Below are 25,976 nucleotides of genomic sequence, written 5' to 3'. Positions count from 1 at the left end.
ATACCCCTTTCACCAGTACGCCGATGGCGAACGTGAGATGCCCGAGCCTGCGTGTCGCCCCTCCCCACTAGGGATGTCTTACCCGCAATTACAGACAGTCCATGCGGCGCACGCCGGTTCCCTCCGCTACGGGCGAACATCTACACGCTCCCGAATGCGCCCCTACGCCCCCATCTCGGACACGCTGAGCATTCGACCGCAGACTCTGCGTAACTCCTGGGGTGACTCGGCCGTTCTCCCGACATGGCCATCACCGTCCCGTCCACCCTGCCGTCGGTCGCCGACGAGCAGGAGGGCCACGCCGATAGCGCACGGTGGGCGCAGTGGTACGAGCGCGAGCTCGGCTGGGCAACGGAGGGCACCACACCGGTGCGGTTGCTGACCGGGCTGCGGTTCGACGTCCTGCAGGCGCCTGCGGCCGCCGGCCATGCCGCGCTGCGGCGGGTGGGCCGCACCGGACCTGTCGCGCTGACGGGCTCGCGGATGAGCCTGCTGGTGGCAGCGGGAAGCGCCGACGAGCTGCCCGGGCTGCTCGACTGGCTGGAGTGGGGCGGGGTCACCCTCTCGCTGACCGCCATCGGTACGGGCGGTCGGATCACTGCGCCGACGCCGCCCGGTCGGGTGGCGGGCCGGTCGGGGGCCGCCGTATGGCTGCGGCCCCCCGGGCTGCGGCACGAGGGAGAGCCGGAGCTCCCGGCCCTCGTCGGCCTCGGGAGCAGGGGTGGGGATGCTCCCGATCTCGCACGGCTCGTGGACGCGGTGGCGACGGAATGCCACCGGGTCCGGTTGATGCGCGCCCGAACGGGGCGGTCGACCGATGAGTCGACAGCTCAGCCGTTGGCCTTCTCGTAAGCCTCACGAATCTCCGCGGGAACACGGCCGCGGTCATTCACATTGTGGCCGTTCTCGCGCGCCCACTTACGGATCTCCGCGGTGTCCTTGTTGCCACCCGTAACGGCACGGCCCTTGCCACGGCCGGCCGCTGCACGGCCACCCGTACGCCGGCCACCCTTGGTGTACGGCTCAAGAAGACCACGGAGCTTGTCCGCGTTGCTCGTGGTGAGGTCAATCTCGTACGTCTTGCCATCCAGAGCGAACGTCACTGTCTCGTCCGCCTCGCCACCGTCGAGGTCATCGACAAGAAGGACCTGAACCTTCTGTGCCACCGGATTTCCTTTCATCGAAAATGCAGTACGCGGAAAGGAAACCGCTTTTCCCCGGAAAACACAAACCCCCGGGAGAGGTTCAGGATCCCGAGAAGACGGGAAACATGTGCGATTCGGACATAGGGCCACGGCTTCTTGTGGCGATCACAGGTGCAGAAGCATCCGGCTGTTGCCCAAGGTGTTCGGCTTCACTCGTTCGAGACCCAGGAACTCTGCTACACCCTCGTCATAGGAACGCAGCAGCTCGCTGTAGACATCTCCGTCGACCGGCGTCTCTCCGATCTCCACGAAGCCGTGCTTCGCGAAGAAGTCGACTTCGAAGGTGAGACAGAAAACCCGCCGTACACCCAGCCAACGGGCAGTCTGCAACAACTTGTCCAGTACTTGATGCCCGACTCCGGCACCCCTGATGCTGTGATCGACCGCGAGAGTGCGCACTTCTGCGAGGTCTTCCCACATGACATGCAGTGCACCGCAGCCGATGACCCGGGCGTCCTCGTCGCGTTCTGCGATCCAGAACTCCTGGATGTCCTCGTAAAGCGTCACCGTTGCTTTGTCGAGCAGGATGCCTTCGCGTACGTACCCGTCGAGGAGACGGCGGACCGATGCCACATCGCTGGTCCTGGCACGACGGACTGTGATGGCCACGTTTATAACCGACGGCTCGGTACGGAAATCGGTATGCGGAAGCTCTGAGGACATACCCAGACGCTATCGCCCGGTCTCCGGGTCCGCGCCATCGGCCGGATCTTCGGTCACTTCTCCGGCCGGTTCATCAGTCGGTTCATCGACCTCTTCACGGGTCGCTTCATCCGCCGCTTCATCGGACGACAGCTCGGCGGCCCCATGCAGGTCGGGCAGAACGATCCGCATGGCGTCCTTGAGGGCCTCACGCTGCTCGGCGGACATCATGCCGAAGAAGGCGACGAGAGCGGCGGCGGGGTTGTCGCTGCGCGACCATGCTTCGTTCATCAGTGCGGCCGAGTAGGCGGCGCGGGTGGAGACCGCCGTATATCGATATGCGCGGCCGTCGACTTCCCTGCGCACCCAGCCCTTCTGATGGAGATTGTCCATTACCGTCATGACGGTGGTGTAGGCGATGGAGCGTTCCTGCTGAAGGTCCTCAAGGACTTCCCGCACGGTGACCGGACGGTTCCATTGCCAGACCCGCGTCATCACGGCGTCTTCCAGATCTCCCAATTGGCGGGGCACAATGTCACTTTAGTGCCAGATGCCAGGAATGCTCGGCTATTTACGCAGCAAAAGGGCGCACGACTCCTGACAAGTCGTGCGCCCTTCGCGTGCTGCGAGGTCCGGGGAAGTCAGACGCCGTCGGTACGCGGCGCCTGCTGGACCGACTCGGCACGGCCGATCGCCATGTCCACGGCTGCGTCCTCCTTGGCCTTGTTGGGACCGCCCTGGCTCTTGACGATCGTCACGACGAGGCCGATAAAGAAGGCAGCCATCACCACGGGGGGCACGAGCGCGGATACGTAGTCCATGGCATCCAGAGTAGCGAGGCCGGTACCGACTTCCGCGCGCCCCCTCCGCGTCGCGTCGGGGTTATCCCGCGGCCCGCTGCTGCGGTGGCGGGACCGGGCGGCGGGGCGGAAAGACCTCCGAGGGCTTCGGCGCCGGGCGCTCGGACGGCGGGGCCGGCCGGGGCGGGGCCGCCGGGGTCTTCGGCCGTTCGGGTTCGGCGTCGGCGGCCCGGCCGCCGGGCAGGGCGAGGAGTCGGCTGCGGGGTGCGGGGGCCGCTGACGGCGCGGAACGTCCGGCGAGGCGGGCCCGCACCGACCGCTCCGCGAGCGCCTGGCAACGCTCCAGGAGCGCCGCGGCCACCGGTCTGTGGCGCAGGGCGCGCAGCGCGGCGAGGTCATCGGGACGGGGGTCGTATCCGCCCGCCAGGGCGTCCTGGAGAAGCTCCAGATAGCCGCTGACGGAGCCGGGGAGGGTGTTGCGGTAGCGGACGAGGTCGGCGAGGAGGAACGTGCGCAGCCGTCCCGCCTCGCCGACCGCCTCGTCCACGGCGCCTGCCAGCCGCAGGCAGTCCTGGACGTCCTCGTCGGGCAGGGGCGTGGGGTGAAGGGCGATGGCGAGGACGCGTCGGAGCACACGCAGCTCGTCCGCGCTGAACGCCATACCGCCGCGTGATCCGTAAGGCGTGGGCATGACGCGACAATACGTGCTAAATGGACAAAATCGGCTTAACTGGCCGTTGACGGCGCGGCGGCGGCCCCCGTTCCGCCGAACCGTTCCCGCAGGTACGCCCCGTACCCGCTACATCCGGGACACGTTCCGCTCGTACACCAGACGCAGACCGATGAGAGTGAGCCAGGGCTCGTGCTCGTCGATGACGGAGGACTCGCCCAACACCATCGGCGCAAGGCCGCCCGTCGCGATGACGGTGACGTCGTCGGGGTCGGCCGCCAGCTCCTTCTTCATCCGTGCGACCACACCGTCGACCTGGCCCGCGAAGCCGTAGATGATGCCCGCCTGCATCGCCTCGACCGTGTTCTTGCCGATCACGCTGCGCGGCCGGGCCAGCTCGATCTTGCGGAGCTGGGCGCCCTTGACGCCCAGTGCCTCGACCGAGATCTCGATGCCGGGGGCGATGACACCGCCGGTGTACTCGCCGCGGGCGGAGACCGCGTCGAAGGTGGTGGCCGTGCCGAAGTCGACGACGATCGCCGGACCGCCGTACAGGTCGACGGCGGCGACCGCGTTGATGATGCGGTCCGCGCCGACCTCCTTCGGGTTGTCCATCAGGATCGGCACCCCGGTCTTGATGCCCGGCTCGACGAGGACCGCGGGGACGTCGCCGTAGTAGCGGCGGGTCACCTCGCGCAGCTCGTGCAGGACGGCCGGGACCGTGGAACAGATCGCGATGCCCTCGATGCCGTCGCCCAGTTCCTCGCCGAGCAGCGGGTGCATGCCCATCAGGCCCTGGAGCAGCACCGCGAGCTCGTCCGCGGTGCGGCGGGCGTCAGTGGAGATCCGCCAGTGCTCGACGATCTCCTCACCGTCGAACAGGCCGAGGACGGTGTGGGTGTTGCCGACGTCGATGGTGAGCAGCATCAGACGCCGGCCCCGTCGGTGTCGCGGAAGTCCAAGCCGATGTCGAGAATCGGCGAGGAGTGGGTGAGCGCGCCGACCGCCAGGTAGTCGACGCCCGCTTCCGCGTAGGCGCGTGCGGTGTCCAGGGAGAGCCGGCCGGAGGACTCCAGGACCGCACGGCCGCCGACAAGGGCAACCGCCTCGGCCGTCTGCAGCGGGGTGAAGTTGTCCAGCAGGATCAGGTCGGCGCCCGCCTCGAGGACCTCTCGGACCTGCTGCAGGGTGTCCACCTCGACCTCGATCGGCACGTCCGGGAACTCATCGCGTACGCGCTTGAAGGCCTCGGCCACGCCGCCCGCCGCGACAACGTGGTTGTCCTTGACCAGCGCCGCGTCCGACAGCGACATGCGGTGGTTGACGCCGCCGCCGCAGCGCACCGCGTACTTCTCCATGGCGCGCAGGCCCGGGGTGGTCTTGCGGGTGTCGCGGACCTTGGCCTTCGTGCCTTCGAGCACATCGGCCCAGGCACGGGTGGCGGTCGCGATGCCGGAGAGCCTGCACAGCAGGTTGAGTGCGCTGCGCTCGCCGGTGAGCAGGTCACGGGTGCGGGTGGTGACGGTCAGCAGCTTCTGGCCGGGGGCGACGCGGTCGCCGTCCTCGACATGGCGCTCGACCGCGAACTCGTCCGTGCAGACGATGGACAGGACGGCCTCGGCGACGCGCAGACCGGCCACGACGCCCGCCTCACGGGCGGTGAAGTCGCCGGTGGCCACGGCGTCCTCGGCAACGGTCGCGACGGTGGTGACGTCGACACCGCCGTCGAGGTCCTCCTCGATGGCGACGTGCGCGACGTCCTCGACCTGGACCGGGTCCAGGCCCGCGTCGGCGAGGAGCTGGGCGAGGTCGGGGTCGAGGCCGCACTCCAAGGGGTCGAGCTCGTAGAACTCGTCCCCGCCGCAGCCGCAGCCGTCCCCGCAGCCGCCCGCGGACGGTGCGGGCGCGCCGATCTGGATCAGCGGTACGTCCACGGGTGTGGGGCGCGGATTCTCTTCGGGCGTGCTCACGGTTACGGCTCCTCGGTGACGTCGGCGGGGTGGATCAGTGGTGCTGCTGCTGCGCAGTCTGGTGCCTGCGTCGGGCGTACGGGCCCGAATGCCTCGGTCTCCGTCCGACGGAGGACCGGTTGACGCTCCGGGGTGAGCCGGACGACGAGGTGGCGGCGCCAGTTCTCGTCGTCGCGCTCGGGCCGGTCCTGGCGCCAGTGGCAGCCGCGGGTCTCCTCGCGCCGGCGGGCGGCGGCGACCAGGACGCGCGAGACGAGGAGCAGGTTGGTGGCCTCCCACGCCTCGACACCGGGCACCGCGACCTTGGGCTCGGCAGCCCCGGCGGCCTCGGCAGCGCTGTTGTGCAGGGCCTCCAGCTCCTCGGCGGCGGCGGCCAGGCTCGCGGCGGAGCGTAGGACTCCGGCGCCCCGGGTCATGATCCGCTGGATCGTGGCGCGTGCCTCGGGGGCGAGCAGCGGCGAGGAGGCGGGGAGGGTGCCGGCTGTCGCGGCGCCCGCGCTGGGCCGGTCCTCGATGATGTCCGCCGCGATGCGCTCGGCGAAGACGAGGCCCTCCAGGAGGGAGTTGGACGCCAGCCGGTTCGCGCCGTGCACGCCGGTGCAGGCGACCTCGCCGCAGGCGTACAGGCCGGGCACGGTCGTACGTCCCCGCAGGTCGGTGCGGATGCCGCCGGAGGCGTAGTGCGCGGCGGGGGCGACCGGGATGGGTTCGGTGATCGGGTCGATGCCGTGGGCGCGGCAGGCCGCCAGGATGGTGGGGAAGCGCTGTTCCCACATCCGGGCGCCGAAGTGGCGGGCGTCGAGATACATGTGCTCGGTGCCCTGCAGCTCCATCTGGCGCGTGATGGCCTTGGCGACGATGTCGCGCGGGGCCAGTTCCGCCAGTTCGTGCTGCCCCGTCATGAAGCGCGTACCGGACGCGTCGACGAGATGGGCGCCCTCGCCCCGTACCGCCTCCGACACCAGGGGCTGCTGGCCCTCGGAGCCGGCGCCGAGGAAGAGGACCGTCGGGTGAAACTGGACGAATTCGAGGTCGGAGACCTCCGCACCGGCCCGCAGCGCCAGGGCCACGCCGTCGCCCGTGGAGACCGCAGGGTTGGTGGTGGCGGAGAAGACCTGGCCCATGCCGCCGGTGGCGAGGACCACCGCGGGGGCGCGGACAGCGCCGACACCGTCGTGCTGACCCTCGCCCATGACGTGCAGGGTGACGCCCGCGGTACGGCCTTCGGCATCCGTGAGAAGGTCCAGGACGAGGGCGTTCTCGACGGTGTGCAGGGCGGCTTCGCGGACCGCTTCGACCAGGGCGCGGGAGATCTCGGCACCCGTCGCGTCACCGCCCGCGTGGGCGATACGGCGGCGGTGGTGGCCGCCCTCGCGGGTCAGCGCGATGTCGCCGCTGTCCGTGGTGTCGAAGTGGGCGCCGGTCTCGATCAGCCGGCGTACGGCGTCGGGGCCCTCGGTGACCAGGGTCCGTACCGCGGCCTCGTCGCACAGGCCCGCGCCCGCGACCAGGGTGTCGTCCAGATGCTGTTCGGGGGTGTCGCCGTCGCCGAGGGCGGCCGCGATGCCGCCCTGCGCCCAGCGGGTGGAGCCGTCGTCGAGGCGGGCCTTGGTGACCACGACGGTGGCGAGACCCGCGGCTGCGCAGCGCAGCGCGGTGGTGAGACCGGCCACGCCGGAGCCGACCACCACGACGTCGGCGTCGATGGACCAGCCGGGGGCGGGGGCGGTCAGCCGTATTCCGGTCACGTGGTGGCTCCGAAGGTCAGCGGGATGTTGTCGATCAGGCGGGTCTTGCCGACCTTCGCGGCGATGGCGAGGATCGCGTCACCGGTGGTGCGGTCGTCGGGGATCTCGGTGAAGTCGGCCGGGTCCACGAGCGCGAGGTAGTCCAGGGCGAGCGGCGGCTGTTCGGCGGCCGCGTCGTCGAGGATCAACTGCGCGGCGGCGCGTACCGCCGCGGGTCCGTCCACGGGGCGGGCCAGCGCCACCGCCTGGGTGTCGGCGGCCGCGCGGGTCTCACCGAGCGCGGTGAGCGCGGCGGCCCTGCCGGTGGTCGCCGCGGTGGTCTGCGCGCGGGCGTGCAGCGCCTGCTGGGCCGCGAGCCTGTCCCGCGCGGCGAACAGGGCCCGGGACAGGGCGAGGGCGGTGTGCCGTTCCTCGACGTCCAGGAAGCGGTTGCGGCTGGAGAGCGCGAGGCCGTCCGGTTCGCGGACCGTCTCCACGCCGACGATCTCCACGGGGAAGTTCAGATCGCGCACCATGCGGCGGATCAGCGCCAGCTGCTGGGCGTCCTTCTGCCCGAAGAACGCAGCATCGGGGCGGGTGAGGTGCAGCATCTTGGCGACGACGGTGAGCATCCCGTCGAAGTGCCCGGGGCGGGAGACCCCTTCGAGCAGGTCGCCCATGGGGCCCGCCGAGATCCGGACCTGCGGTTCGCCGCCGGGATAGACCTCGTCGACGGACGGTGCGAAGACCGCGTCCGCCCCGGCGGCGCCGGCCACGGCGAGATCGGCGTCGAGGGTACGGGGGTAGCGCTCCAGGTCGGCGGCCTCGCCGAACTGGAGCGGGTTGACGAAGACGGTGACGACGACCTGGCCGTCCGTGCCCGCGGCGGCACGTGCGGTACGGATCAGGGTGGCGTGACCCTCGTGCAGCGCGCCCATGGTCATGACGACGGCTCGCTGCCCTTTGAGGGGGGCGAACGCGGCGAGTTCGGCGGCCGTACGGAGAAGGGTGGCCGCGGGGGCGGTGCCGGGCGTGCGGGGCGGGGCGGCGGCGTGGGACGTACCGGACGTGCCGGGCCTGCCGGTCCTGTTTGTCATCGGGACTCCTGTGATCCGGTGCCGCCCGCGGTGCCGGCGCCGTCGGCCAGGACTCCGAGCAGGTCCTCGGCCAGCTCCGGCTTGAGCATGCCGTGGGCGAGTGCGCGGTCGGCGGTGGCGCGGGCCATCGCGACATAGCCGGCCACGGCCTGCGGAGCGTGCCTGCGCAGCTCGCCGATGTGCGCGGCGACCGTCCCGGCGTCGCCGCGGGCCACGGGGCCGGTCAGCGCGGCATCGCCGGAGCGCAGGGCATTGTCGAGCGCGGCGCCCAGGAGCGGGCCGAGCATCCGGTCGGGGGCGGCGACCCCGGCCGTACGCAACAGTTCCATCGACTGGGCGACCAGGGTGACCAGGTGGTTCGCGCCGAGGGCGAGCGCCGCATGGTAGAGCGGGCGGGACTCCTCCGCGATCCATTCGGGCTCGCCGCCCATCTCGATGACCAGCGCCTCGGCCGCGAGCCTCAGCTCCTCGGGGGCGGTCACGCCGAAGGAGCAGCCGGCCAGCCGCTGGACGTCGACCGAGGTGCCGGTGAACGTCATCGCCGGGTGCAGGGCGAGCGGCAGGGCGCCGGCCCGCAGAGCCGGGTCCAGCACCTTCGTCCCGTAACGCCCCGACGTGTGGACGATCAGCTGTCCCGGCCGCACGGCGCCGGTCTCGGCGAGGCCCTCGACCAGGCCGGGCAGGGCGTCGTCGGGAACGGTCAGCAGCACCAGCTCGGCGCGCGCGAGGACTTCGGCGGGCGGCACCAGCGGTACGTCGGGGAGCAGGGCGGCAGCCCTGCGCACGGACGCGTCGGAGACGCCCGACACGGCTACCGGTCGGTGCCCGGCGAGCTGCAGGGACGCGGCGAGAGCGGGGCCGACGCGGCCCGCGCCCACGACGCCGACCGTGAGGCGGGCGGGGCGGTCCCTCGCGTCGAGGGGCTCCTTGGGGGTTGTTGCATTCACGCGGCGATGGCCTTCCGTTCCAGTCCGCGGGGGGTACCGGACGATTTCTCTGCATGCTACGCCAGCGTTTCGTCCTGACTCCTGGCTGTCCACAGCCTGTGGGAAAAGTCCGGGCGGGGGCGCGGCCCGAGCCCCGGGTGAACCCGGAAATCGTTCGGGCCCGAGCTGCGCTCTGCGTGATGATCGTCCCATGACAGACATGGCAGACACGGACGTACAGACACGACAGCGGCAGGCGCAGGACGGGGCGCGGAGCGATGTTCAGGAGCCGGAGCGGTCGAAGGACGCGCAGCGGCTGCGCAGGATAAATGCCTGGCGCGCGGCCGAGCGGGTCCTGATCAGGCCGCCCATGAACCTCTCGCTCGGTGAACGGCTGGCCGCGCTGGCGGCGGGGGCCGGGTCGGTCACCGACCTGGAGCGCCCTGCGGACATCTACGGCGATGGCGTCGTCGCCGAGCTGGAGGGGCGGATCGCGGGGCTGCTGGGCATGGAGGCCGCCGCGTTCTTCCCGACGGGGACGATGGCCCAGCAGGTCGCGCTGCGGTGCTGGGCCGGGCGGACCGGCAATTCCACAGTGGCGCTGCATCCCCTGGCGCACCCCGAGGTGCACGAGCGCGGCGCGCTCGGCGCGGTGAGCGGGCTGCGTACCGTCCATCCGACGTCCGAGCCCCGGCTGCCCACGGCGCAGGAGATCCGTGACTTCGCCGAGCCGTTCGGCACGATGATGCTGGAGCTGCCGTTGCGCGATGCCGGTTTCGTCCTGCCGACGTGGGAGGAGCTGGAGGCCGTGGTGGCGGCCGCGCGGGAACGCGATGCAGTGGTGCACTTCGACGGCGCGCGGCTGTGGGAGTGCGCCCCCCATTTCGGGCGGGAGCTGCCGGAGATCGCGGCGCTCGCGGACAGTGTGTACGTGTCGTTCTACAAGACCCTCGGCGGAATCTCCGGGGCCGCGCTGGCCGGTCCCGAGTCGCTGATCGAGGAGGCCCGCACCTGGCGCCACCGGTACGGCGGGCAGCTCTTCCAGCAGTTCCCTGCGGCGCTCGCCGCCCTGATCGGCCTGGAGCAGGAGCTGCCGCAACTGCCGTCGTACGTGGCACAGGCGAAGGTGGTGGCCGGGGCGCTGGCCGAGGGCTTCTCGGCGGCCGGCGTCGGGTGGTTCCGGGTGCATCCGGAGCCGCCGCACACGCACCAGTTCCAGGTGTGGCTGCCCTACGAGGCGGATGTCCTGACGGAGGCCTCGGTGCGGCAGGCGGAGGAGACGGGCGTGGCACTCTTCCGCGTCTGGCACCCCGCGGCTTCCGGGCCGCCCGGGGCGTCGTTCACCGAGGTCACGGTGGGGCGGGAAGGGCTGGAGTGGACGGCGGGGGAAGTACGGGCGGCGGTGGGGGAGTTCGTGAAGCGGCTGGCCTAGCGGGGGTTGGCCGGACCGCGGCGGGGGTGCCGGACACGATTGCCCCCCGGGGCCCCCGCCCGGACGGTTCCGTCCTCAAACGCCGGACGAGTTGGAGTTGCCGCACCGGCTGGGGACGCCGGGCCGGGCGGTGCGCCGGCGCCGGGTGAACAGGGCCCGTAGCGCCGTCCGCCGGCGGCGGCGCGCCGGGCGGCCCGCGATCACCGCGTCGAAGCGGCGCCGGTCGCGTGCCTCGCGCACCACCCTCCAGTCGTGCCGACCCGGCGGTGGCGGCGGCAGTTCCCCGTGCTGAGCTGCGCGGTAACTGTCGATCATGTGCTGCTGAATGGCGTCCATGGCCTCAGCGTGAGCCTGTCCCGGCCGACCCGGCCCCTCGATTGACGACCACCGTCAAACGGTGCGTGGCCTGCTCCGCGCACCCCGCACTATGGACGGGTGAGCGTGCACATCGACATCGCGGGGCTGGCGCCCGAGCGCATCGTTTTCGAGACCTCCCCCCTCGCCGAGCTGGGGCTGGCCCTGCACGCCCTCTCCGAGCCGGGACACCACCCGGGCCTGCACGGCTGGGCGACGGCGACCACCAGCGCGCTGGAGCCCGATCTCGCCGACCGGCTGCACGAGGCCGACTTCCTGTGGCGCCACACGTTCTCGGACGTCTTCATGCCGTTCGCCGGGGTCCGTGGCGGCAACGGCAGGACGGGAGCGAATCTCGCCGAGGACCTGGACATCCTCGACCGGCTCGACGACGAGCGGTTCGTCTCCGCCGCCCTGGAATTCACCTGCCACAGCCTGTACGGGACAGGCGCGCCCTCGCCGCTCAGCGACGCCACGATGCGCGCCCGCGCCCTGGACATGGCGGCGACGCGCGGCCCCCACCAGGTGGAGTTCACCAAGCAGCTGCTGGCCGACCCCATCTCCGTACGTCGCTGGATCCGGCGCCTGTTCGAGGACTGCGACCAGGCGTTCTTCGCCGACACCTGGCGGCGGGTGCGGGTCCAGCTGGTCGCCGACGCCCGGCACAAGACGGATCTGCTGCGGCGCAAGGGGCTCGGTGAGGCGGTGGGCGCGGTGTCCCCGGCCCTGTCGCTCGACGAGGCCGGGACCCGGATCAGCGCCGACAAGCTGACCGAGGGCCGGACCGACGCGGCCGACCCCGCCGTCGGCCCCGGGCTCACCCTCATCCCGTCCACCTTCGGCTGGCCGCACCTGAATCTGCTGCACGCGCCGGGCTGGCGTCCGGTGATCCACTACCCGGTGCACCACCCCGAGCTGCCCTCCCCCGCCTCCGTGGAGCTGCTCCAACTGCGCATGGATGCGCTGGCCCACCCGATGCGGATGCGCCTGTGCCGCCACCTCGCCCGATCCGCGCACACGACCGGTGAACTCGCCGACACGCACGGCATCACGGCGCCCGAGGTCTCCCGGCATCTCGCGGTGCTGAAGAAGGCCGGCCTGGTCACCACGCGGCGGCGCGGCCGGTACGTGCTGCACCAGCTGGACCTGACCTTGGTGGCACGGCTCGGCAGCGACTTCCTGGAGGGCATCCTGCGCTGAGTCGTGGCCGGTTCAGTCGAAGCGGATGTGCTTGATCCCCGTCCAGGTACGCCGCACCCGGTGCGTCCGGAGCAGCGCGCCCACGGGTCAGCCCACCCCGCCGCCGCCGGCCCGCACCAGCCCCGTCTCGTACGCGAGGACGACGACCTGCACCCGGTCGCGCAGGCTCAGCTTGGTGAGGATGCGGCCCACGTGCGTCTTCACGGTCGCCTCGGAGAGCACCAGGCGGGCCGCGATCTCGCCGTTCGACAGGCCCTGCGCGACCAGCAGCATCACTTCGCGTTCGCGTTCGGTGAGCTTTCCGATGCCCTTGTGCTGCGGTTCGCTGTTGCCGCTCGGCAGCATCGGTGAGAAGCGGTCGAGCAGCCGGCGGGTGGTGGACGGGGCGACGACGGCGTCGCCGCTGTGCACGGAGCGGATGGCGGCGAGCAGTTCGGCGGGCGGCACATCCTTGAGCATGAAACCGCTGGCCCCGGCCTTCAGCCCGGAGAAGGCGTACTCGTCGAGGTCGAACGTGGTCAGGATGAGCACCTTGGGCGCATCCGGCTGCGCACAGATGCGACGGGTGGCCTCGACGCCGTCCAGCCTCGGCATACGGACATCCATCAGCACCACATCGACGGCGGTGGAGCGCAGGATCTCGATCGCCTCCGCGCCGTCGCCGGCCTCGGCCACGACCTCCATGTCCGGCTGGGCGGCGAGCACCATCCGGAAGCCGGTGCGCAGCAGCACCTGGTCGTCGACGAGCATCACGCGGATGGCCATGAGGTGTCCTGTCTCCTGTCTGTCCTGCAAATCTGTCCTGCAAAAAATCCGAAGACCTAGTGGGCCGGCTTGAGCGGCAGCAGTGCGCTGATCCGGAACCCGCCGCCGGGCCGCGGCCCGGCGTCCAGCGTGCCGCCGACCATGCCGACCCTCTCGCGCATACCGATCATTCCGTGGCCCGCGCCGTCGGCGCCGCCGTCCTCGTACAGCTCGTGCGCCGCGCCCCGCCCGTCGTCCTCGACCAGCAGCCCGAGCCCGTCATCGAAGTAGACCAGCCGGACACTGGCCCCGGCGTCCGGGCCGCCGTGCTTGCGGGTGTTGGTCAGGGCCTCCTGCACGATGCGGTACGCGGTCAGCTCGACCCCGCTGGGCAGCGGGCGCGGCGTGCCCTCGATCTTGAAGTCGACGGTCAGTCCGGTCTGTCTGACCTGCTCGATCAGGACCTCGATCTGGTCCACATCGGGCTGCGGGACGTACTCCCCGCTCTCCTGGCTGTCGCCGGTCCGCAGCACCCCGAGCAGCCGCCGCATCTCGGCGAGGGCCTGCCTGCCGGTGCTGGAGATGGTCTCCAGGGCCTGCCGGGCCTGGTCGGGAGCCGCGTCCATGACGTACGCGGCACCGTCGGCCTGCACCACCATCACCGAGACGTTGTGCGCGACGACATCGTGGAGTTCGCGGGCGATACGGGCCCGCTCGGCGGCCACCGCGACCTTCGACTGCGCCTCACGCTCCCGCTCCAGCCGGGCTGCGCGCTCCTCCAGCTGGCTGAAGTAGGCGCGTCGGGTCCGCATCGAGTCACCGAGCACCCAGGCGAGCACGAACGGCACGGTCATCACGACGACGATGAAAACCTGCTGGGGCCAGCTGGTCTGCGGGACGTTCTGCGGCCAGCGCAGCTGGGAGACACCGGCCGCGCTCAGGCTGCAGACCAGGGCGAGCCGGGACGCCCAGCGCTCCCCCAGGGTGGCCACGGTGAAGACGATCACCAGCATCGCGAAGTTCGCGACGCCCGGCTTGACCCCGAACACCAACTGCGCGACGCCCATCGCGACGGTGAGCAGCAGCATCTTCTCCGGCGCGCGCCGACGCAACGCGACAACGGTGCAGAGGCCGACGATGATCAGCAGGGCGGCGAGCCGCTCACCGGTGCTGCCCGCATGCGCCACCATGGACAGGCCGGAGAGCCCGAGGAGGCAGACAGCCCAGAAGCTGTCGACGCCCGTCGGGTGTCTGCGGATGAAGTCGTAGAGGCGCTGCACGTAACCCAGCGTAGGGACAGGCGGGAGGTGCATGGGTCAGCCGAAGGGCCGATCCAGCTGCTGGGACCGTACTCCCCAAGGTGGAGACTTGGAAACGTGACGGATGAGTGGCGTGGGTGGCAGGAGGCGGCAGAGACCGCTTTGTACGGAGACGGGGGGTTCTACCGGAGCCCCGAAGGACCGGCGGGCCACTTCCGTACCTCCGTCCACGCTTCCCCGCTGTTCGCCTCCGCCGTCGCCCGGCTGCTGGTCAGGACGGCGCGGGAGCTGGGCACGGACTCGGTCGACCTGGTGGACCTGGGGGCGGGGCGGGGCGAACTGCTGACGGGGGTGCTGACGGCGCTGCCGGCCGTGGGCGCCGACGGTCTCGCCGTACGGGCGTACGCCGTGGAGATCGCCGCCCGCCCGGCCGGTCTGGACCCCAGGATCGAGTGGTGCACCGAACCGCCGCCGGGGGCGCACGGTCTGCTGTTCGCCAACGAGTGGCTGGACAACGTCCCGACCGACGTCGCCGAGACCGACGCGGACGGTGTCGACCGGTATGTCCTCGTCCGGACGGCGGACGGTACGGAACGGCTGGGCGAGCCGGTGACCGGGGCGGACGCCGAGTGGCTGCGCCGCTGGTGGCCGTCGGCCGGACCGGGCAGCCGCGCGGAGATCGGCCGGCCGCGCGACGAGGCCTGGGCACGAGCGGTGTCCACGCTGTCCGGGGGGCTCGCGGTGGCAGTGGACTACGCCCACGTAAGGGAGGCACGGCCTCCCTTCGGCACGTTGACCGGCTTCCGGTCCGGCCGCGAGGTGCGGCCGGTGCCGGACGGCAGCTGCGACCTCACCTCGCACGTGGCGCTGGACGCGTGCGCGGCGGCGGTGGACGCCGGGGCCGGAGCACCGCCCGAGGTGCTGACGCAACGCGAGGCGCTGCACCACCTCGGCATCAACGGCGAGCGCCCACCACTGCCCCTGGCGTCGACCGACCCGGCCGGATACGTACGGGCCCTCGCCTCGGCGGGCGAGGCAGCGGAACTGACGGCCCGGGGCGGCCTGGGCGACTTCGGCTGGCTGATGCAACGACGAGGCTGAAGACCCGGCCCCGCCGGCCTCTGAGGCGCGGGCTCCGGAGGCTGAGCGAAATCCAGCCCGCCGACGACCGAGGCGCGAGGCCCGGAAACCGAGCGAAATCCAGCCCCTCCGGCGTTTGCGGAGCGGGGCCCGGGGCGGAGCCCTGGTCAGAACCAGCCCCGCCGGCGACCGAGGCGCGGGGCCCGGGGCGGAGCCTCGGACACTCAGGGAATACTGGCCGTATGACGGAGACGACAGTCGGCATCGGCGGCGCAGCGGAGAGCACCGACATGGTGCTCAACATCGGCCCCCAGCACCCCTCCACCCACGGCGTGCTCCGTCTGCGCATCGTCCTCGACGGCGAACGCATCCAGCACGCCGAACCGGTCATCGGTTATATGCACCGCGGCGCGGAGAAGCTGTTCGAGGCCCGTGACTACCGACAGATCGTGATGCTCGCCAACCGCCACGACTGGCTGTCGGCGTTCTCCAACGAGCTGGGCGTCGTGATGGCCGTCGAGCGCATGCTCGGCATGGAGGTCCCGGAGCGCGCGGTCTGGACGCGCACCCTGCTCGCCGAGCTGAACCGGGTCCTGAACCATCTGATGTTCCTCGGTTCGTACCCGCTCGAACTCGGCGGGATCACCCCGGTGTTCTACGCCTTCCGCGAGCGCGAGGAGCTCCAGGCCGTGATGGAAGAGGTCTCCGGCGGCCGGATGCACTACATGTTCAACCGGGTCGGCGGCCTCAAGGAGGACCTCCCGGCGGGCTGGCTCGGCCGCGCCCGGGACGCCGTCGCCTCGGTCCGGTCCCGGATGGACGTGTACGACGACCTGGTGCTCGGCAACGAGATCTTCCGGGGCCGTACCCGCGGTGTCGGCGTGCTGTCCGCCGACACCGTGCACGCTTACGGGGTGTCCGGGCCGATCGCCCGCGCCTCGGGGGTCGACTTCGATCTGCGCCGCGACGAGCCGTATCTCGCGTACGGAGAGCTCCAGGACACCCTCAAGGTCGTCACCCGCACCGAGGGCGACTGCCTGGCCCGCTTCGAGTGCCTGCTGGAACAGACGCACAACGCCCTGGATCTGGCGGACGCCTGCCTGGACCGGATGGCCGGCCTCGCGCCCGGCCCGATCAACCAGCGACTGCCAAAGGTACTGAAGGCCCCCGAGGGCCACACCTACGCCTGGACCGAGAACCCGCTCGGTATCAACGGCTACTACCTGGTGTCCAAGGGCGAGAAGACCCCGTACCGGCTGAAGCTCCGATCCGCCTCGTACAACAACATCCAGGCGCTCACCGAGCTCCTGCCGGGCACGCTGGTCGCCGACATGGTGGCGATCCTGGGCTCGCTCTTCTTCGTCGTCGGCGACATCGACAAGTAGGCCGACACCCAGGCCGACCCGCGCAGTGCCTGCGCGCCCGCGCGCCTACGAGATCGCGCTGCGCAGTTCCACCACGTCCAGCTGCTCGGTCTCGTCGTGCGTGGTCAGGTCGATGACCTTGCCGACGGCCCGGTTCTCGGCCGTGCCCGTGCGGTGCGCGGCCAGTGCCTCCTCGCCCACCACGTCCGCGAGGTCCTCGTTCTGCACCGACTCGATCGCGGCGCGCGCCTTCTGCGTACCGAAGAAGTCGAAGCTTCCCTGCGGCACCAGATGACGGCGGGACGCCGCGTACGGAGCGACGGCGCTGGCGGCCGGCACGGTGCGCGCCGCGGGCAGCGCGGCGGACGGCCGGGGAGCGGGAAGGGCGGTCGGCGGGCGAAGGTGCTGCGCCCCGGACGCGTCCGCGGCCGCCGCGTGCTTCCCCTGCCGCTCCTCCGCCTCCCGGGCCCGCTCCGCGAGATCCCGCTCCCTGGCCTGCTCGGCGGTACGGCGCGCCTCCTGGAGTGCCCCGTTGCGCGAGAGGTCCTCCAGCGCCTGGGCGGCACGCAGATAGGCGGCCGGTGTCGGTGTACTGCGTGCGGCGGGCAGCTCCCGGGGCGCGGCGGCTTCGAGCGCGAGCTGTCTGCGGCCCTCCAGCGCGCTGGCCCGCTCGGTCTCGGCGTTGGCGTACCTCCGCAGCAGCGCGGCGTGCTCCCCGCGCAGACCGGCGAGCTCCACCCGCTTGCGGCGCAGCTTCGTCTCCAGCCGTACGCGCAGCTCCCGCGACTCCTCCAGATCGGCCTCGAGCTCGGCCATGCGCTCCTCGGCCCGCCATTCGTCGCCGGCGCGGGCATGCGTCAACTCCGCGACACGACGGCCCGCTTCCCGGTCCCAGCTACGCATCAGATACGCACCGGTCACGGCAGCGGCCGCCGCAGCGGCCACCAGACCGCGCAGGACCAGGGGCTCGGCGAGCAGCCAGGCGCCCGCGGCACAGAGGATCGAGACTCCGACGACGGCCGAAGACGGAAGGATTCTGTGCAGAGGTGGCGAATGGCGATGACGTCCACGTGGCATGGCCTGAAATTTACAGTGCGTACGGGGCGCTTGGGGGGCCGCCCGCCAATCTGTTCCCGGCCGGTTACCTGACGGCCCCCGATCGCCCCAATTCCTACTTCTTGATGAGGCCCTTCGACTGCAGATAGTCCTTGGCCGCATCGGCGGGCTTTGCGCGCTCGGCGTCGACCTTGCGGTTCAGTTCCGCCAGATCCTCGGTCGTGAGGGCCTTGGTGAGCTTGCCGAGTGCGTCGGCAATGTCCTGGGAACCCGCGTCCTTGGCATTGACGACCGGCAGAACGTTGTCCGCGTTCTGGAGCTTCTTGTCGTCCTCCAGGAACACCAGGCCGTAGCTGTCCAGCACCGCGTCCGTGGTGGTGGTGAGGACCAGCTGGTCCTTGCCGTCCTTCACGGCCTGCTTGGACTGCGGCGTACCGACTCCCTTGGGATCGATACCGGTGACATCGATGCCGTACGTCTGCTTCAGACCCGGTGCGCAGAACGGCCGCACCTCGCACTCGTCGCCCGCCGCGATCTTCACTTCGGCCTTCGACCTGCCGAGATCCGAAAGGGTCTTGAGCTTGTTCTCGGCGGCGAATTCCTTGGTCACCGCGAAGGCGTTCTGGTCGACGGCCTCGCCGGCCGGGAGCACCTTCAGCCCGCGCGGGGTGGCGAGCTTCTCCAGCGCCGCGACCGTGGCGGCCGCGTCACCGGAGGCGACCGGCTTCTTCTCGGCCTCCTTCGCCCCGTTCACCTTGGCATTGAGGAATTCGGCGATCGTCGCGGCATATTCGGGGACGACATCGATCTCACCCTTCTCCAGGGACGGTTCGTACAGTTCCCGGTTGGCCACCGTGGTGACCGAGGTGCTGTATCCGGCGTCGCCCAGGATCTGTGCGTACAGCTCCGCGAGCACCTTGGACTCGGTGAAGGAGGCCGCGCCGACGACGAGCGAACCCTTCTTGCCGGAGCCGCCGGAGGATGCCGAGCCCCCCTTGTCCTTCTCCAGGCTGTCGCCACCGCAGGCGGCGAGCGAGCCGGCCAGTGCGACCATGCCGATGACCGCGCCCGCTATTCGCGAGGTCTTGCCCATGAGTTGTTCTCCGTCCACAGCAACAGGGTCTGTTTGAGATGGGATCCGGGGATCGAGGGGGTGCGATGAAGTGGGCCCGACGGGCGGTCGTGCCGTGCCGTCATGCCGTCCTGCGGCGGCGCAGTGGTGACAGCATCCGGTCCAGGCCCACCAGCACCGCCTCCACCAGCAGGGCGAGCACGGCGACCAGCAGTGCCCCCGCGACCACCTGCGGCGTGTTGTACGTGTTGAACCCGGCGGTGATGATCCGGCCGAGTCCGCCCTGACCGACCATCGCGGCGATCGTCGCCGTGGCGACCACCTGGACCGCGGCCGAGCGCAGCCCGGTCATGATCATCGGGTAGGCCAGCGGGAGTTCGACCCGTACGAAGAGCTGGCCCCCGGACATTCCCATGCCCCGAGCCGCCTCGGTCACCGACCGGTCGACCTCCGTCATTCCGACATAGGCGTTGGTGAGCAGCGGCGGCACGGCGAACAGCACCAGCGCGGTGATCGTCGGCACATATCCGGCGTTGCGCAGCGGCGAGACCATGAAGAGGGCCAGCACCGCGAAGACCGGGATCGCCCGCCCCACATTGGAGATGTTGACGGCCAGCGCGCCCCCCTTCCCGATGTGTCCGAGACAGAGCGCGATCGGCAGGGCTATGGCGCAGGCCAGAGCGAGCGCGACGCCGCTGACGTACAGATGCTCACCGAGCCGGTGGGCCGCCCCGTTCTCCCCCGACCAGTTGGCGCCGGTGGTGAGCCAGGTCCAGGCCTCGCCGAGAACTCCCATGGTCAGACCACCTTTGCCGTGGCGCCCGCGACCGCACCCGCGGTGCGTATTCGGGTCCAGGGGGTCAACAGCCGCTGGAGGCCCAGCAGCAGCAGATCGGCGACGACCGCGAGCAGTACGCACAGGACCGAGGCGGTGAGCACCTGGGCCTTGAAGAAGCTGGGCAGAGCGTCCCCTATGAGGTTGCCGAGGCCGCCTCTGCCGATGATCGATCCGACCGTAGTCAGCGCGATCGTCGAGACCGTCGCGATCCGCACCCCGGCCATCAACGCGGGCATGGCGAGGGGGAGTTCGACCTCCCACAGCAGCCGGATCGGCCCGTACCCCATTCCCTTGGCGGCTTCCTTCGCCTCCTGCGGGACCGCTTCGAGGCCCGCCAGGATGTTCCGTACGAGAATGGTCAGCGAATACAGCACCAGGCCGGTGACGACCAGCGCCGCGGAAAGTCCGAACAGCGGCAGCAGCAGCGAGAACATGGCGAGCGAAGGCACGGTGTAGAGCACCGTCGTCAGCCCGAGGACCGGTCCGGCGAAGCGGCGGCTGCGGCGGGCGAGCAGCGCCAGCGGAAAGGCCACCAGGAGTCCGATCAGCACCGAGACCGCGGTGATCCAGATGTGCTGGACCGTCGCATCGGTCAACTCCTGGCTGCGGGAACGGAGATACTCCCCACAGATCCAGTCGTTCGTCACCATGCAGTTCTGTGCGGCAGCCATCCGCCCCCTCCGATTACCGCCTCGTACCGATGTTCTGGTGACCCTATCCTCGACCACTGACAATCGCCGAGGCCGTTGTATTCCAGCAACATGTCCTTCACAGAACACGCGCGACAATGGGGAACCATGATCCGTTTCGAGCATGTCACCAAGCGGTACGCGGACGGCACCACCGCCGTCGACGACCTTTCCTTCGAGATCGCCGAGGGCGAACTGGTCACGCTCGTCGGACCGTCGGGCTGCGGCAAGACGACCACCATGAAGATGGTGAACCGGTTGATCGAACCGACCGAGGGCCGGATATTCCTCGACGGGGACGACATATCCGCCATCGACCCCGTCCGGCTCCGCCGCCGTATCGGCTATGTGATCCAGCAGGTGGGGCTCTTCCCGCACCGTACGGTCCTGGAAAACACCGCGACCGTTCCTCATCTCCTCGGCTGGAAACGGGGAAAGGGCCGTGAGCGCGCGGCGGAACTCCTCGACCTTGTCGGACTTGATCCTTCCGTTTTTGGCGACCGCTATCCGGAACAGCTCTCCGGCGGTCAGCGTCAACGCGTGGGCGTGGCAAGGGCACTGGCCGCGGATCCGCCGGTGCTCCTGATGGACGAACCTTTCGGCGCGGTCGACCCGGTCGTACGGGAACGACTGCAGAACGAGTTCCTGAAACTCCAGGCACAGGTCCGCAAAACCGTGCTGTTCGTCACGCACGACATCGAGGAAGCGGTCCGGCTCGGTGACCGAATCGCCGTCTACGGACAGGGCTCCATCGAGCAGTTCGACTCCCCGGCGACCGTGCTCGGCGCCCCCGCCACCCCCTATGTCGCGGACTTTGTCGGCGCCGACCGCGGCCTCAAGCGGCTCTCCGTGACCCCCGTCGAGGAGGGCGACCTCGACCAGCCGCCGGTCGTCCACCTCGACGACTCCCTGGCGAGGGCGACCGAGCGGCTGCGCGCCGAAGGAGCGCGCTGGGCCGTCGTGCTGGACGGCGAGGACAATCTGCACGGCTGGATCCCGGCCGACGGCTTCACCGCCGGGACCAAGGACACAGTGCGCGCCCACGCCCGCAGGATGGAGGCGTGGCTCCCCGTCGGCGCCCCGCTCAAGCAGGCGTTCGCCACCATGCTCCAGCACGACGCGGGCTGGATCGCCGTCGTCGACAAGGAGAGCAACGGCCGCTTCCTCGGCGTACTCACCCCGGCCCGGCTCCATGAGGCGCTGCGCCGCTCGATCGACGCGGACGCCCAGGACGTCCCGCGCGGCGAGGTGGCCGTCGAGACGGTGGAGAGCGTCACCAAGACCGCCGCACGGTGAGCCGGTGAACGGAAGCCGGGAAGCGGGCCCTGCACCGGGTCCGACTCAGTTCTCGCTCAGCCGGCTGCTCATCCAGTCCAGCGCCGAAGGGATCTCCCGCCGCCAGGTGTTGAAGTTGTGCCCGCCGCTGTCGAGCACGATCGACGAGACCTGGGCGGGCGGCTTCACCTTGGCGATGAACCGCTGCGTGGCGCGGTAGTTCCCCTCGCCGTGCTTGGAGGTCGTGACGAGGAAGGACGAGTCGGGCTGCGGCAGATTGTCCAGGCTCCACATCAGATCGGAGCGGTCGCGCGCCCCCTGGTCGCCGTGGAAGAGGTCGCCGGTCGTCGGATCCTCGGCCGCCTTGTAGTACGCGGAGAGCCCGGCGCTCGCGGCGAACCGGTCCGGATGATGGAGCCCGATCTTCAGCGCACAGTAGCCGCCGGTCGAATTGCCCATGATGCCCCAGTTACGGGCCATTTTGCCGACCCGGTACGCATCCGAGACCGCCCGGGGCAGATCCTCGGCGAAGAACGTCTCGGTCTTCGGTCCGCCCTTTATGTCCACACACTCGGTGTCCCGCGGCGGAGCCACCGTCGGCCGCAGCATCACCAGGATCATCGGCTGCGCCCGGCCGGCCTTCACTCGCTCCTGCGCCGTCCGCGGGTACTGCAGGCCCTTCAGAAGGTTCTCCGAGACTCCCGGGTAGCCGGTGAGGACGACGACCGCGGGGAACTTCCGGCGGGCGAAAGCCGCCTGGAAGTACTCCGGCGGGAGGTACACATACGCCGAACTCTCGATCTTCGACTTCCGCCCCGCTATCACGACCTTGTCGATCCGGCCGCCCATCGTGGGCCGTGAGCCGCCCGGCACGTCCGGCCGCTGCATCCCGACCCGCACGATGTTCTTCGATGCCAGTGTTCCGGCCGCGTGATCGGTGACCACGCCCAGATCCTGCTTCTGGCCGAACAGATCGGCCCAGGAGCCGTAGAAGAGGAACGAGTTGTTGGCCAGCAGGCCGACGGAGACGAAGACCGTCACCTGAGTCGCCAGGAGCAGGCCGACCCTGCCGAACACCGCGGACACGCTTCGCCGGGCCAACCGCGGCCAGAGCCAGACCGTGGCGGCGAAGAACACCACGGCCAGCACGATGGCCGTGGCCAGAAATGTCTTGCTGGTAAGACCCATGGGGGGTGAGCTTTCTTGTCGGGAAATTTCCGGCCGGCGGGTGAACCTTCGCCCCGGAAGCCTCGTCCTACAGATCGCACATCGTCCGGAAGGCCTCGGCCGAAGGACTCAAGAATCTCTCGCGGAACCACGGGAAGCGATGTCTGTCACGCTAGATGGGGATAAATCGGGATCGGTTCCGAGTCCTGTACGCAAGTTCGTACGCGGCCCGCGTCCCGAATCCGTACCGACGCTGGTCGGTGCCGCCTGCACCGTCGTCGGCCTGATCGATGTCGCCGCGGGCGTCTTCCCGCGCTTCCGGCACAGCCGGATGCACACTCTCGCCGAGGTGCTCCCCGGCGCCCTCGGACCGTTCGCCGCCGCCCTCTCCCTGAGTGCGGGCGTCCTGCTGCTGCTTCTCGCGCACGGGCTCAAGCGGCGCAAGCGGCGGGCCTGGCGCGCGGCCGTCGTACTGCTGCCCGCCGGTGCGCTGGCGCAGTTCGTCTACCGGCACTCGGTCATCGGCACGCTCGTCTCGCTGACGCTCTGCCTGCTGCTGGTTCGCCACCGCGGTGAATTCGCCGCGCTCCCCGACCCCAGGAGCCGCTGGCGGGCCCTGGCCAATTTCGTGCTCCTCGGCGCGGGTTCGCTGGGTCTGGGCCTGATCATCGTCAGCGTCCACCCCGGCCGGGTCGTGGGAAGCCCCAGCATCGCCGACCGGCTCCAGCACGTGCTGTATGGACTGCTCGGCTTCGAGGGCCCCGTCGAGTACGCCGGAGTCACCTCCTGGACCGTGGCGTTCTCGCTCGGCGCCCTCGGTCTGCTGACCGCCGTCACCACGATCTACCTCGCCTTCCGGCCCGAGCACCCGGCCGCCCGCCTCACCGAGGACGACGAGGCCCGGCTGCGCGCCCTGCTGGAGAAGCACGGCGGCCGCGACTCGCTCGGCCACTTCGCGCTCCGCCGCGACAAGGCCGTCGTCTTCTCCCCCAGTGGCAAGGCCGCCGTCTGCTACCGCGTCGTGTCCGGGGTGATGCTGGCGAGCGGCGACCCGATAGGCGACGTAGAGGCCTGGCCCGGCGCAATCGAGCGCTTCATGGACGAGGCCAAGGCCCACTCCTGGACCCCCGCCGTGATGGGCTGCAGCGAGACGGGCGGCGAGGTCTGGACCCGCGAGACCGGACTCGACGCACTGGAACTGGGCGACGAGGCGGTGGTGGATGTCGCGGATTTCTCGCTCGCCGGGCGCGCGATGCGCAACGTACGCCAGATGGTGAAGCGCATTGAACGTCTTGGCTACGAGACCCGGGTCCGGCGCATCCACGACATCGGCGAGGCCGAGCTGGCCCGTATCCGGCGGGCCGCCACCGACTGGCGCGGCACCGACAACGAGCGCGGCTTCTCCATGGCGCTCGGCCGGATAGGCGACCCGGCCGACGGGGACTGCATCATCGCCACCGCCCACAAGCCCGACGAGCACGCCGCCGACTCCCCGTACGGCGATCTGAAGGCCGTACTCCACTTCGTCCCGTGGGGCAGGGACGGCATGTCCCTCGATCTGATGCGCCGCGACCGCTCCGCCGACCCGGGCATGAACGAGCTGCTGATCGTCGCCGCCCTGCAGGCCGCCTCCCGGCTCTCCGTCGAGCGCGTCTCGCTGAACTTCGCGATGTTCCGCTCGGCACTCGCCCGTGGCGAGAAGCTGGGCGCGGGACCGGTGCTGCGGACCTGGCGCGGACTGCTGATCTTTCTGTCCCGCTGGTTCCAGATCGAGTCGCTGTACAAGTTCAACGCCAAGTTCCGGCCCCGCTGGGAGCCCCGCTTCGTCGTCTACCGCGCCGCACGTGACCTGCCGCGCATCTCCCTCGCGGCCATGCAGGCCGAGGGCTTCGTGAACTTCGCGCTGCCCCGCCCCCTCGCCCGCCGATTCCCGCGACGTCGGCCGCGCCCCTGCGCCCACACCCGGACGCCGGGCCAGGAGCACCACGCCCACGCGGCGTAACGGCACACCGTACGGGGCCTACGCTGGTCGCATGAGTACCTTGCGTGGACGAGGCACGGTCCAAGGCCTGCCGGAGTGGGACCGCTGCGCGGTCATGGGTGTCGTCAATGTGACCCCGGACTCCTTCTCCGACGGCGGCCGCTGGTTCGACACCACGGCCGCGATCAAACACGGCCTCGACCTGGTCGCGGAGGGCGCCGACCTGATCGATGTCGGCGGCGAGTCGACCCGCCCCGGCGCCAGCCGGGTGGACGCGTCGGAGGAATTGCGACGCGTGGTCCCGGTGGTCAAGGGCCTGGCGTCCGAAGGGGTCACGGTCTCCGTGGACACCATGCGGGCCCGTGTCGCCGAGGAGTCGGTCGCGGCCGGAGCCGCCCTGGTCAACGATGTGAGCGGCGGCCTCGCCGACCCGGACATGGTCGGGGTCGTCGCCGCGGCCGGTACGCCGTTCGTCGTGATGCACTGGCGCGGCTTCAGCGAGTCCATGAACAGCCGGGCGGTGTACGAGGACGTCGTCGCCGAGGTCGTCGCGGAGCTGCGGGAGCGGATGGACGCCGTGATCGCGGGCGGTGTCGCCCCGGAACGGATCGTGATCGACCCCGGTCTCGGCTTCGCCAAGGACGCCGGCCACGACCTCTCCCTGGTCGCCCACCTCGACGAGCTGCGCGCCCTGGGCCGCCCGCTGCTGGTCGCCGCCTCCCGCAAGCGCTTCCTCGGCCATGTGCTGGCCGGCGAGAGCGCCGCACCGCCGCCCGCCCGCGAACGCGACGCCGCCACTGCGGCGATCTCCGCGCTCTCCGCCCGCGCCGGTGCCTGGGCCGTCCGTGTCCACGAGGTACGGGCCACGGCCGACGCGGTACGGGTCGCCCGCGCCGTCGAGGGAGCCGCGTGAGCGGGCCCCGCGACGAGCACGCAGAGGCGGCTGCCGACATCGCGGCCGTCGAGCAGGCCAACACCGCCTTCTACGAGGCGATGGAGCGCGGCGACTTCGACGAGCTCTCCGGGCTCTGGCTGCCGGGCGAGGACCTCACCGTCTCCTGCGTCCACCCCGGCTGGCCGGTGCTCACCGGCCGCGGCGAGGTGTTGCGCAGTTACGCCCTGATCATGGCGAACACCGAGTACATCCAGTTCTTCCTGACCGATGTCGGGGTCGCGATGACGGGCGACACGGCCCTGGTGACCTGCACGGAGAACATCCTCAGTGGCGGCCCCGCGGAGGACGGCAACGCGCTCGGACCGCTGGTCGGCCAACTCGTCGTGGCCACCAATGTGTTCCGGCGCACACCGGACGGATGGAAGCTCTGGTCCCACCACGGCTCGCCCGTCCTCACCGAATCCGGTGAGGACGAGGACGAGGACACATCCTCCTGACCGAGGCATCCGCCCGACAGGGGTTGGAATCCGAAA

General features: G+C 70.6%; 27 protein-coding genes. 9 read left to right on the top strand and 18 right to left on the bottom strand.

Annotated features, from left to right (window positions below):
• The first annotated feature begins 243 nt into the window (after nt 1-243).
• Nucleotides 244-852, top strand: a complete 609-nt coding sequence (locus tag OG609_RS22830; RefSeq protein ID WP_327274512.1) for an SCO3374 family protein — start codon at nt 244-246, stop codon at nt 850-852.
• Here the strand turns inward: OG609_RS22830 and OG609_RS22825 are convergent.
• The 10 genes from OG609_RS22825 to OG609_RS22780 all read right to left on the bottom strand — a co-directional run bounded on the left by OG609_RS22825 (nt 831) and on the right by OG609_RS22780 (nt 9,058).
• Entirely contained in the window at nt 831-1,166 is a 336-nt protein-coding gene (locus OG609_RS22825) for a histone-like nucleoid-structuring protein Lsr2 (RefSeq protein ID WP_093894032.1), read from the bottom strand. The two genes, OG609_RS22830 and OG609_RS22825, sit on opposite strands and share 22 nt — an antisense overlap.
• 144 nt (nt 1,167-1,310) lie before the next feature.
• Nucleotides 1,311-1,868: an amino-acid N-acetyltransferase gene (locus OG609_RS22820; protein WP_327274511.1), complete on the bottom strand. Its 558-nt coding sequence runs from the start codon at nt 1,866-1,868 to the stop codon at nt 1,311-1,313.
• 9 nt (nt 1,869-1,877) lie between these two features.
• Nucleotides 1,878-2,378 (bottom strand): BlaI/MecI/CopY family transcriptional regulator, encoded by a 501-nt coding sequence (locus tag OG609_RS22815; protein ID WP_327274510.1) that lies wholly within the window; start codon nt 2,376-2,378, stop codon nt 1,878-1,880.
• A gap of 110 nt (nt 2,379-2,488) precedes the next feature.
• Complete coding sequence (locus tag OG609_RS22810) at nt 2,489-2,668, bottom strand: hypothetical protein (RefSeq protein WP_327274509.1); 180 nt, start codon at nt 2,666-2,668, stop codon at nt 2,489-2,491.
• Nucleotides 2,669-2,729: 61 nt separating this feature from the next.
• Nucleotides 2,730-3,308: a hypothetical protein gene (locus OG609_RS22805; RefSeq protein WP_327278144.1), complete on the bottom strand. Its 579-nt coding sequence runs from the start codon at nt 3,306-3,308 to the stop codon at nt 2,730-2,732.
• A 138-nt stretch (nt 3,309-3,446) separates the two neighbouring features.
• Complete coding sequence (locus OG609_RS22800; RefSeq protein ID WP_266360500.1) at nt 3,447-4,244, bottom strand: type III pantothenate kinase; 798 nt, start codon at nt 4,242-4,244, stop codon at nt 3,447-3,449.
• Nucleotides 4,244-5,287, bottom strand: a complete 1,044-nt coding sequence (nadC, locus tag OG609_RS22795; protein WP_327274508.1) for a carboxylating nicotinate-nucleotide diphosphorylase — start codon at nt 5,285-5,287, stop codon at nt 4,244-4,246. The genes OG609_RS22800 and nadC overlap by 1 nt, the downstream gene beginning before the upstream one ends.
• Nucleotides 5,288-5,289: 2 nt before the next feature.
• The gene (locus OG609_RS22790) at nt 5,290-7,035 is read right to left on the bottom strand and encodes an L-aspartate oxidase (protein WP_327274507.1); all 1,746 of its coding nucleotides are present in this window, start codon (nt 7,033-7,035) and stop codon (nt 5,290-5,292) included.
• Complete coding sequence (panC, locus tag OG609_RS22785; protein ID WP_327274506.1) at nt 7,032-8,111, bottom strand: pantoate--beta-alanine ligase; 1,080 nt, start codon at nt 8,109-8,111, stop codon at nt 7,032-7,034. Before panC ends, OG609_RS22790 begins: the two co-directional genes overlap by 4 nt.
• A complete protein-coding gene (locus tag OG609_RS22780) occupies nt 8,108-9,058 on the bottom strand; it encodes a Rossmann-like and DUF2520 domain-containing protein (RefSeq protein WP_327274505.1) in 951 nt (316 codons plus the stop codon). Before OG609_RS22780 ends, panC begins: the two co-directional genes overlap by 4 nt.
• Nucleotides 9,059-9,257: 199 nt before the next feature.
• Here OG609_RS22780 and OG609_RS22775 point away from each other — a divergent pair, with 199 nt between their 5' ends.
• Complete coding sequence (locus OG609_RS22775) at nt 9,258-10,469, top strand: threonine aldolase family protein (RefSeq protein ID WP_327278143.1); 1,212 nt, start codon at nt 9,258-9,260, stop codon at nt 10,467-10,469.
• Between the two features lie 75 nt (nt 10,470-10,544).
• Here the strand turns inward: OG609_RS22775 and OG609_RS22770 are convergent, their stop codons facing one another.
• Complete coding sequence (locus OG609_RS22770) at nt 10,545-10,805, bottom strand: hypothetical protein (RefSeq protein ID WP_327274504.1); 261 nt, start codon at nt 10,803-10,805, stop codon at nt 10,545-10,547.
• A 105-nt stretch (nt 10,806-10,910) separates the two neighbouring features.
• On the opposite strand from OG609_RS22770, the gene OG609_RS22765 reads away from it, so the two are divergent.
• Nucleotides 10,911-12,023 (top strand): DUF5937 family protein, encoded by a 1,113-nt coding sequence (locus OG609_RS22765; protein WP_327278142.1) that lies wholly within the window; start codon nt 10,911-10,913, stop codon nt 12,021-12,023.
• Between the two features lie 87 nt (nt 12,024-12,110).
• Here OG609_RS22765 and OG609_RS22760 read toward each other — a convergent pair whose 3' ends face one another.
• Both OG609_RS22760 and OG609_RS22755 read right to left on the bottom strand, forming a co-directional pair.
• A complete protein-coding gene (locus OG609_RS22760; RefSeq protein ID WP_114245211.1) occupies nt 12,111-12,788 on the bottom strand; it encodes a response regulator in 678 nt (225 codons plus the stop codon).
• A 56-nt stretch (nt 12,789-12,844) separates the two neighbouring features.
• Entirely contained in the window at nt 12,845-14,047 is a 1,203-nt protein-coding gene (locus OG609_RS22755) for a sensor histidine kinase (RefSeq protein ID WP_327274503.1), read from the bottom strand.
• A gap of 96 nt (nt 14,048-14,143) precedes the next feature.
• Between OG609_RS22755 and OG609_RS22750 the strand changes: the two genes are divergently transcribed.
• Entirely contained in the window at nt 14,144-15,127 is a 984-nt protein-coding gene (locus OG609_RS22750) for an SAM-dependent methyltransferase (protein WP_327274502.1), read from the top strand.
• A gap of 221 nt (nt 15,128-15,348) precedes the next feature.
• On the top strand, nt 15,349-16,491 hold the full coding sequence (locus OG609_RS22745; RefSeq protein WP_327274501.1) for an NADH-quinone oxidoreductase subunit D: 1,143 nt from the start codon (nt 15,349-15,351) through the stop codon (nt 16,489-16,491).
• A 45-nt stretch (nt 16,492-16,536) separates the two neighbouring features.
• Here the strand turns inward: OG609_RS22745 and OG609_RS22740 are convergent, their stop codons facing one another.
• From OG609_RS22740 to OG609_RS22725, 4 genes are all read right to left on the bottom strand, one after another.
• A complete protein-coding gene (locus OG609_RS22740) occupies nt 16,537-17,547 on the bottom strand; it encodes a hypothetical protein (protein WP_327274500.1) in 1,011 nt (336 codons plus the stop codon).
• Between the two features lie 94 nt (nt 17,548-17,641).
• Nucleotides 17,642-18,619, bottom strand: coding sequence for an ABC transporter substrate-binding protein (locus OG609_RS22735; RefSeq protein WP_327274499.1), 978 nt, complete (start codon nt 18,617-18,619; stop codon nt 17,642-17,644).
• A gap of 100 nt (nt 18,620-18,719) precedes the next feature.
• A complete protein-coding gene (locus tag OG609_RS22730) occupies nt 18,720-19,394 on the bottom strand; it encodes an ABC transporter permease (RefSeq protein WP_327274498.1) in 675 nt (224 codons plus the stop codon).
• A gap of 2 nt (nt 19,395-19,396) precedes the next feature.
• A complete protein-coding gene (locus OG609_RS22725) occupies nt 19,397-20,107 on the bottom strand; it encodes an ABC transporter permease (RefSeq protein WP_327274497.1) in 711 nt (236 codons plus the stop codon).
• A gap of 126 nt (nt 20,108-20,233) precedes the next feature.
• Here OG609_RS22725 and OG609_RS22720 point away from each other — a divergent pair, with 126 nt between their 5' ends.
• The gene (locus OG609_RS22720) at nt 20,234-21,421 is read left to right on the top strand and encodes an ABC transporter ATP-binding protein (protein ID WP_327274496.1); all 1,188 of its coding nucleotides are present in this window, start codon (nt 20,234-20,236) and stop codon (nt 21,419-21,421) included.
• Nucleotides 21,422-21,466: 45 nt separating this feature from the next.
• Here OG609_RS22720 and OG609_RS22715 read toward each other — a convergent pair whose 3' ends face one another.
• Entirely contained in the window at nt 21,467-22,588 is a 1,122-nt protein-coding gene (locus OG609_RS22715) for an alpha/beta hydrolase (protein WP_327274495.1), read from the bottom strand.
• A 139-nt stretch (nt 22,589-22,727) separates the two neighbouring features.
• Here OG609_RS22715 and OG609_RS22710 point away from each other — a divergent pair, with 139 nt between their 5' ends.
• From OG609_RS22710 to OG609_RS22700, 3 genes are read left to right on the top strand one after another with little or no spacing between them, the layout of a single operon-like run.
• Entirely contained in the window at nt 22,728-24,569 is a 1,842-nt protein-coding gene (locus tag OG609_RS22710) for a phosphatidylglycerol lysyltransferase domain-containing protein (RefSeq protein WP_327274494.1), read from the top strand.
• Nucleotides 24,570-24,600: 31 nt separating this feature from the next.
• Nucleotides 24,601-25,461, top strand: coding sequence for a dihydropteroate synthase (folP, locus tag OG609_RS22705; RefSeq protein ID WP_442817994.1), 861 nt, complete (start codon nt 24,601-24,603; stop codon nt 25,459-25,461).
• Nucleotides 25,458-25,940, top strand: a complete 483-nt coding sequence (locus tag OG609_RS22700; RefSeq protein WP_327274493.1) for a nuclear transport factor 2 family protein — start codon at nt 25,458-25,460, stop codon at nt 25,938-25,940. The genes folP and OG609_RS22700 overlap by 4 nt, the downstream gene beginning before the upstream one ends.
• Nucleotides 25,941-25,976: the final 36 nt, after the last annotated feature.

The organism is Streptomyces sp. NBC_01224 (genome assembly GCF_036002945.1).
GTDB lineage: Bacteria > Actinomycetota > Actinomycetes > Streptomycetales > Streptomycetaceae > Streptomyces.
This window is presented reverse-complemented; position numbering and strand designations above follow the sequence as displayed.

Bases quoted from the DNA above. Each gene is read 5' to 3' on its own strand.
- OG609_RS22725 (WP_327274497.1), bottom strand. From the start codon at position 20,107: ATGGCTGCCGCACAGAACTGCATGGTGACGAACGACTGGATCTGTGGG.
- OG609_RS22775 (WP_327278143.1), top strand. From the start codon at position 9,258: ATGGCAGACACGGACGTACAGACACGACAGCGGCAGGCGCAGGACGGG.
- OG609_RS22735 (WP_327274499.1), bottom strand. From the start codon at position 18,619: ATGGGCAAGACCTCGCGAATAGCGGGCGCGGTCATCGGCATGGTCGCA.
- OG609_RS22730 (WP_327274498.1), bottom strand. From the start codon at position 19,394: ATGGGAGTTCTCGGCGAGGCCTGGACCTGGCTCACCACCGGCGCCAAC.
- folP (WP_442817994.1), top strand. From the start codon at position 24,601: ATGAGTACCTTGCGTGGACGAGGCACGGTCCAAGGCCTGCCGGAGTGG.
- OG609_RS22760 (WP_114245211.1), bottom strand. From the start codon at position 12,788: ATGGCCATCCGCGTGATGCTCGTCGACGACCAGGTGCTGCTGCGCACC.
- OG609_RS22740 (WP_327274500.1), bottom strand. From the start codon at position 17,547: ATGCCACGTGGACGTCATCGCCATTCGCCACCTCTGCACAGAATCCTT.
- OG609_RS22745 (WP_327274501.1), top strand. From the start codon at position 15,349: ATGACGGAGACGACAGTCGGCATCGGCGGCGCAGCGGAGAGCACCGAC.
- panC (WP_327274506.1), bottom strand. From the start codon at position 8,111: ATGACAAACAGGACCGGCAGGCCCGGCACGTCCGGTACGTCCCACGCC.
- OG609_RS22715 (WP_327274495.1), bottom strand. From the start codon at position 22,588: ATGGGTCTTACCAGCAAGACATTTCTGGCCACGGCCATCGTGCTGGCC.
- OG609_RS22830 (WP_327274512.1), top strand. From the start codon at position 244: ATGGCCATCACCGTCCCGTCCACCCTGCCGTCGGTCGCCGACGAGCAG.
- OG609_RS22805 (WP_327278144.1), bottom strand. From the start codon at position 3,308: ATGGCGTTCAGCGCGGACGAGCTGCGTGTGCTCCGACGCGTCCTCGCC.
- OG609_RS22810 (WP_327274509.1), bottom strand. From the start codon at position 2,668: ATGGACTACGTATCCGCGCTCGTGCCCCCCGTGGTGATGGCTGCCTTC.
- OG609_RS22820 (WP_327274511.1), bottom strand. From the start codon at position 1,868: ATGTCCTCAGAGCTTCCGCATACCGATTTCCGTACCGAGCCGTCGGTT.
- OG609_RS22770 (WP_327274504.1), bottom strand. From the start codon at position 10,805: ATGGACGCCATTCAGCAGCACATGATCGACAGTTACCGCGCAGCTCAG.
- OG609_RS22720 (WP_327274496.1), top strand. From the start codon at position 20,234: ATGATCCGTTTCGAGCATGTCACCAAGCGGTACGCGGACGGCACCACC.
- OG609_RS22710 (WP_327274494.1), top strand. From the start codon at position 22,728: ATGTCTGTCACGCTAGATGGGGATAAATCGGGATCGGTTCCGAGTCCT.
- OG609_RS22800 (WP_266360500.1), bottom strand. From the start codon at position 4,244: ATGCTGCTCACCATCGACGTCGGCAACACCCACACCGTCCTCGGCCTG.